This is a genomic window from Psychrilyobacter sp. (genome assembly GCF_037132775.1).
Classification (GTDB): Bacteria; Fusobacteriota; Fusobacteriia; order Fusobacteriales; family Fusobacteriaceae; genus Psychrilyobacter.
In genome coordinates this window covers 1-6,221 of sequence record NZ_JBAHZY010000012.1, presented here as the reverse complement: position 1 = coordinate 6,221, position 6,221 = coordinate 1, and the positions used below count along the sequence as shown (strand labels likewise).

9 protein-coding genes and 1 pseudogene are annotated in these 6,221 nt (G+C 26.9%); all 10 read right to left on the bottom strand.

What is annotated here, in order from left to right; all coding sequences use genetic code 11:
* Positions 1-282: pseudogene (locus tag V5784_RS00760) on the bottom strand (hypothetical protein); the annotation flags it as partial.
* A 471-nt stretch (positions 283-753) separates the two neighbouring features.
* On the bottom strand, positions 754-1,008 hold the full coding sequence (locus V5784_RS00755) for a hypothetical protein (protein ID WP_336887141.1): 255 nt from the start codon (positions 1,006-1,008) through the stop codon (positions 754-756).
* Between the two features lie 156 nt (positions 1,009-1,164).
* Complete coding sequence (locus V5784_RS00750; RefSeq protein ID WP_336887140.1) at positions 1,165-1,344, bottom strand: hypothetical protein; 180 nt, start codon at positions 1,342-1,344, stop codon at positions 1,165-1,167.
* Between the two features lie 35 nt (positions 1,345-1,379).
* Complete coding sequence (locus V5784_RS00745) at positions 1,380-1,538, bottom strand: hypothetical protein (protein WP_336887139.1); 159 nt, start codon at positions 1,536-1,538, stop codon at positions 1,380-1,382.
* Between the two features lie 108 nt (positions 1,539-1,646).
* Entirely contained in the window at positions 1,647-1,991 is a 345-nt protein-coding gene (locus tag V5784_RS00740) for a hypothetical protein (protein WP_336887138.1), read from the bottom strand.
* A 1-nt stretch (position 1,992) separates the two neighbouring features.
* A complete protein-coding gene (locus V5784_RS00735) occupies positions 1,993-2,898 on the bottom strand; it encodes a DUF5655 domain-containing protein (protein ID WP_336887137.1) in 906 nt (301 codons plus the stop codon).
* A gap of 27 nt (positions 2,899-2,925) precedes the next feature.
* The gene (locus V5784_RS00730; protein WP_336887136.1) at positions 2,926-3,324 is read right to left on the bottom strand and encodes a hypothetical protein; all 399 of its coding nucleotides are present in this window, start codon (positions 3,322-3,324) and stop codon (positions 2,926-2,928) included.
* 257 nt (positions 3,325-3,581) lie between these two features.
* Complete coding sequence (locus V5784_RS00725) at positions 3,582-3,896, bottom strand: hypothetical protein (RefSeq protein WP_336887135.1); 315 nt, start codon at positions 3,894-3,896, stop codon at positions 3,582-3,584.
* An 11-nt stretch (positions 3,897-3,907) separates the two neighbouring features.
* On the bottom strand, positions 3,908-5,836 hold the full coding sequence (locus V5784_RS00720; RefSeq protein ID WP_336887134.1) for a type III restriction-modification system endonuclease: 1,929 nt from the start codon (positions 5,834-5,836) through the stop codon (positions 3,908-3,910).
* Between the two features lie 9 nt (positions 5,837-5,845).
* Positions 5,846-6,109: a hypothetical protein gene (locus V5784_RS00715; protein ID WP_336887133.1), complete on the bottom strand. Its 264-nt coding sequence runs from the start codon at positions 6,107-6,109 to the stop codon at positions 5,846-5,848.
* Positions 6,110-6,221 lie beyond the last annotated feature (112 nt).

Genomic DNA, 6,221 nt, shown 5'->3' with positions numbered 1-6,221 from the left:
ATCATCTACAATTTTCTTTTCGATCTCTGATGTTAGTGGATATAAATTAGTAGTTGCATTACTCCTGGGATATGAAAAATCTATTTTTATGGTGGATGTCTTATTCAGATGACTTATAACCTTGATTTCGTTTATGTTTTCCTTTCCTATGGAGTAGTTTTGTGTATCTCCTAATACTTTTCTGCCTAGGATATGACGGTACTTTTTTCTTATTCCTATGTCTATTAACTCAATATGAGCATCGACTAATACCCATATAGAAGCTCTATCTAGCCCTACCATATCCCTCCTCCTAAAAATTTCGACTTTTGTATCAAAATTATTGACTTTTGTATTGAAATTTTGTACAATGATGATGTAGTGAAATTAAAGAGTCTTCCTTAGACGTTATTCTCTTTCCAGGTATTTCATTGTGTTTAGAGCTCTAGTAAGAGCTCTTTTTTATATACTCATAGAGATATTGCAATAGTGATTTGTTTTAGGAGATCCACCTCATTGCAATATCTTTAAAAATATACATAATTTTTTAGATAAGAAAATATTTGTTTAGTTTAGTTAGTTTATAGTTTATTTAATTAGTTAATATTGCTTTTTTTAGGTATTTGGTTATAGAATCTTAGTAAGTGGATTCAAAACATATGTTCTTGAAACTCTCTCTCCCAAAATTTATGTGAATTAGATTCTAATCTAGTTAAAAAATAGAATCCACCTAGAAAAATCTATCACAATAGATTTTTTGATTTTTTAAGAGACTCATTTTTTTTGAGTCTTTTTTATTTTCTCTACACAATAATTTTCTAGCTCGAACGCTACATATTCTTCTTTGGATGGAATTCTATCTCTTATGAATTTATGCATATTATCCCAATCAAAGTTTATTTTTTTATATAACTGATCTCTCTCCACCTTCCCCATAGACTTCCAGCCTATCTTGGCAAGGTTTTTCCTCTCATCTTCCAGGGCTTTCATTTGAATTTTTCTTGATTCTCTTTGCTTTTTCCACTTCATGATTCCCCCTATTGGGTAATTGAGTTCCCACCTTCTCAATATTTAAATAGTTTTCCATTTGATTAACTATTTCCCTAAAAAAAAGAACCCATTAAAGATAATCTAGTAAAATACATACTAAATTATCGATAATGGGTTCATGACCTCGAATATCATTTATTTTGTTTTAAATTTATTTTTTGAATTACAATTGGAGCATATAATAGTTGATTCTGTCCCATTGGATGAATAATTTGTTTTACCCTTTATCATAAAATAATTATTTTCTATGGTAGCTAATTTTCGATTACAATTTTCACATCTTATTTCTTTTTTATTAACTTTTAATTCAGACATTCTACCTCCTAAATTCAATTTTAAATGCTTATTAACTACATAGCATTTAATATTAATCTAATTTCAGATAGAGTTTTTAAATTTCCTCTATTAATTGCTTTTCTTAATCCCCATGCTGATTTAAATTTCGACAAGGCAACTAACTTAGTAAAAGTAATATTTTTATCGATTAATATCTTTTTTATTTCACTCATAATTTCACCTCATAAATTATATTACACTAAAAAAAGCTAATTAGCAATTATTATTTTTGAAAACTTAAAAATAAAAAAGACTTAGATATCTCCCCAAGTCTTCATTATTTATGTTCTCTTTTCAAAAGCATCTAATATATTTTGGTGTACTTTTATAGGTATTTCTTGTTTATATCTATATTTATCTGCCTCTTCTAATGTTAAAGAAGCACTTAAAAAATCATAGCCTATCTCAAATATTTTATTAAATGCATCTCTAGCTTCACTCTTTGCTTTTTTACTCCCTTGCCCTGTTGTAGCCCACATAAATAGCCAACACACACTAGAAAAAGTTGCTTTTCCATTTTCTACTTCCCAATTATTCATTAAACCTTTTTTACAAGTCTCGTGTGAAACTTTACTGATTTCTTTTCTTGCTTCATCTTCAGTTATTTTTAATTTTTTATACGACATATTATCCTCCTACATTCTCAAAAGAAATTTTAATTAATTCTTCTGCTATTTCTAAATCTTTTCCCTCAGTTATGTAAAATTGAAAATTTCCAGAGCTATAATGCCCTATGTTCGTAACATCTCTACCAACTTCTTTCCATTTTTCTAGCTCATTAACAGTCAATTTTAAATTTATTATTATTCTTTTCTTTTGACATTCAAGACTTGTAAAGTTTTTAGCTATCTTATATGCAACATAATGTTTTTTGGGAACTTCTTCTACCTCTTCACTTAGGTTAATTGTATAGTCTCTTATATTTTGAAATGCTTCTTTTAAATTAATAGATCCTAATTTATCAGCTATTCGTTCATACGTCCATACAGGAGTTTCTTTTTCTTTTTCGTCTATACGAATTACTTTGTCTTTGCATTTATTATTTTCTTTGTTAATGAATATCTCTTCAAGATTAAACATTCCGTTTTCAAAGTTTTTATATTTCCAGAGTTCTATTGATTTATTCATGACTTTTACAGCATGGAGATCATATTTTTTATATCCTGGGGCAATACAGATAACCCTTATATTACTCCAGTCAATATCTATATATCCAAGCTGATTATTAACAGCTATTTGAAAATCTCCCTTGTGGTCCTCTAACCAAGATAGATAATATAGTGATTGATTAAGAAGGCTTGAAGATTCTTCTTTTTTATACTCAATAATAACAGGGTTATTATCTTCAGATATAGCTATAGTATCTATCCTCCCAGAATGGATACTACCAGTATAAAACTCTGAAGCTACAAACTTACAATTGAATATTTCTTCTAAATTATTTTCAACTAGTTGTTGAAGTTCTCTTTCTAATGGAAAATTCTTTTGTTTTACTACATTAAGAACTCCGTTTTCTTTATTAAATAATGGCATAGCTTTCCTCCAAAATCATACAATTTATTATCTGATATTACTATTTGTTCTTAAATTTTCAAATTGTTTTATAACTTCTGTTAATCTTATTTTGTCTAATTCTAAAGAATTCTTCTCAGAATAATATTTAGGACCTTGCCAATAAAGTGCTTTTTTGAAAGCAATATTAGTAAGATTTTCAAGATTGACTATACCATCTAATTTTTTTGCAGTTTCTAACCATATTTCCTCTAATCGCCTATTATTAGTTTGATTTTCACAATTACTTATATAACCATGTGTTTCAAAAATAGCTTTTTCTAAAGACAAAATGGCGTCATCAAATTTAGAAGGTTTATTTAAGTAATCTCTTCCACATTTTATTGCTGGAATTGCCAATATTATAGTTTGTACGATATTGCATATTTCATTTATCTCAATACTCATGAATTTCTCCTTTACACTTTTTAGATACAGTAAATTTGTAATAATTAATCTTCCTTTAAATTATTTTACCAAAGCTTTGATTCTTCAAAGTGCGATTTTTTAGCTTTTTCAAATTTTTCACTTAATGTCCCAAATATTTTCCCTATTTCCACCTCTAAATTTTCTCTTGTTAAACTATCATTAGTTTTTTCAATTTGTCTTTTCGACTTAGCTAAGGATTCAAGAGAGGTAAAATATTCTTCTAAAATTTCATATTTTTAAAATAAAAACCTAATATCTCTTTTTATTTTAAAAAATAGATCCCATTCTTCAGACTCCAATTTAAAGTCTGCTTCCATATGTGCTTTTTGGTTATATTTAATAATTTGTTTTATAACTTCACTTCTCTTATCAAAAAGTTCTATTCTAATTTTTAAATCATCTTGTTCTATTCTTTTACTCTCTAATTCATGTTGTCGTTGATTTACCTTAAACATATAATATATAGATAAAAATGTGACTAGTATTGGTAAAACCTTAAACAATATATCCCACATATCTTTAGATTGCCTATTATAAAATGATATTTCCATAATCCTCCGTTTTACTTGATTATATCTCCTACTATTCTACTTATCTCTTCTTTCTTAAATTGTGCCTTAAATCTAATGTTTAAGTGACCATCAAATAACTTTTCTACACATCTAATTTTCATTTTTTCTTCCGAAGATAATCCAATTTGATCTTTCCCTTTAGATTCTAGAACAAGATTAAGAGCTTCTTTTCCATCTTTATATTTAACTACATAGGCAAAGTCTGGGGAATAACTTCCTCCACCAATAACAGGGATTTTTATACTATTTTTAGGGATTTTAGAGAACACTACTATTTCACTTATATGTTCTATAATATTTCCCCTTTCTATATCAGAATCATAATACAACTCATTAAAAAGATAACTACTATCTACTTGAACTGTTTCATCAAATAATACTCCTACTTCTGAGGTCCCTATATTTTTTAATGGGTTCTCTTTAGAGTCCGTAAGCGCTGTAGGATGTACAGTCGTATTGACACTATCATAAGATATAAACATATTATGTAATGATTTCTCTATTAGATAATCTCTATAATACTTTTGTACCTCTCTAATAGTTTTTCTACTCAAATAATTATTTAAATTAAAATCATTTTTAAATACTCCTGGTTTAATTTCAACTTTACTATTATTTTTTAGATCAATAAACATACTGTGTAACATATTAAACGGTACTTTCATTAATTTTTCTAACTCCAAAAGAAATTCTTGATAAGTTAAATTAGATATACTCACTGCGTTATATCTACTTTCAGCACTATTTATCTCTTGAAATTCAACATTGGCACCATTCTCTCCTTTTTTACTTTTAAATGACTTTAATTCAAAACCACTTTTTTCAAAGCGTCCATCTTCCCAAAATTTAATAATCATTTTATTTAATAATTCTTGTTGAGCTTCGTTATTTTTAAAATCATAGGTAATCAATACTTTTTTATTTAATTCTTCCCATAATCTTTTAAACTCATTATATTTTTCCTGTCTAAGAGTTACTTTACCTTTTTTATCCTTACTACTTCTTATTTTCCCAGCTTTTAATTTATTTTCAAAGACTAGTGGATATAGTTTTTGAATTTCTTCAAATCCATTATTTATAAATTTTTGTTTTCTGTCTATAATTTTGAATTCTTTTAATCTATCAAAAATATGATCTTCACTTTCGTTATAAGTTTTCGCTATTTCTATTAATAATTCATCACTTAATTCTTTTAATGTTTCCCCTACAATAGATCCACTATTAATATCGTTTTGCAATTTACTTACAAAATATTTTTCTTCAAAATCTACAAAGTAGTGTAAAAAATGTTCTCTATCAGTTACTCTATTCATAAATTCATTTACAGGTATTCTTAATCCTCTTCCTACCTCTTGTAGTTTATTGGTTTCACTACCACTACCTCTCAATTTACAAATAACAAAGACATTTGGATTGTCCCATCCTTCTCTTAATGTCCATTTAGAGAAAATAAACCTTCTGGGATTATCAAGATCTAATAGCTTTTCTTTATCATGTAGTATCTCATTAACTTCTTTTTCTATCTTATCATCTTTTCCAGTATTATCTTTTGAAAAGTAACCACCATGACATTTTTCAATATCTTCTAAACTATTTTCTAGATATTTTTTATAACCTTGATCTTGAGTATTTTTAATACGTCTTCCCATCGCCCTTTTTAATTCTTCTTCAAAATATATTCTTATATGTTCTTGAGTTTTATCATCATTTCTATACGATTCAATGGAATCTATAAAGAATAGTGACATTGTTTTTATCCTTGGGTAAGTGGTCATATTTTTTTCTTCTATCTCAAAATGTTTTTCTATCGATTCTTTGATCATTTTCTCTTGTAAAATTTCACTATATGAATATGGATTAATTTTATCTTTTTTATTTAATTCCATTCCATTTGAAAGTAATACTCTAGTTTTATTCATTTCAGCGATTTAAAGCCCAGTCATTTCAGGGTGAATCAGTGAAAAATCATCTTTTTTATTTAATACATGAAGAGTTGATTTCCCTAATTCATTTTTATAGCTAAACGTTGCTTCTTTTGTATCACATTCTTTCAATATTATTACTTCATTTTTACCATCTTTATTCTCTTCTATATTAACTTCTATACCCTTTACAAGGTCGTTATTAAAAGCTTTTACTGCATTTAATGAATACATTAAATCATAATATCTATAATGGTCGTATAAATTCATACAAAGAGTGTTTAACCTTAAGCAAAAAAATAGGGTATAATTTAAGAAAACAATATGGGGGATTTTGATTATGAATACACGAAAAACTTACTCTTCTAAGTTTAAATTTAAG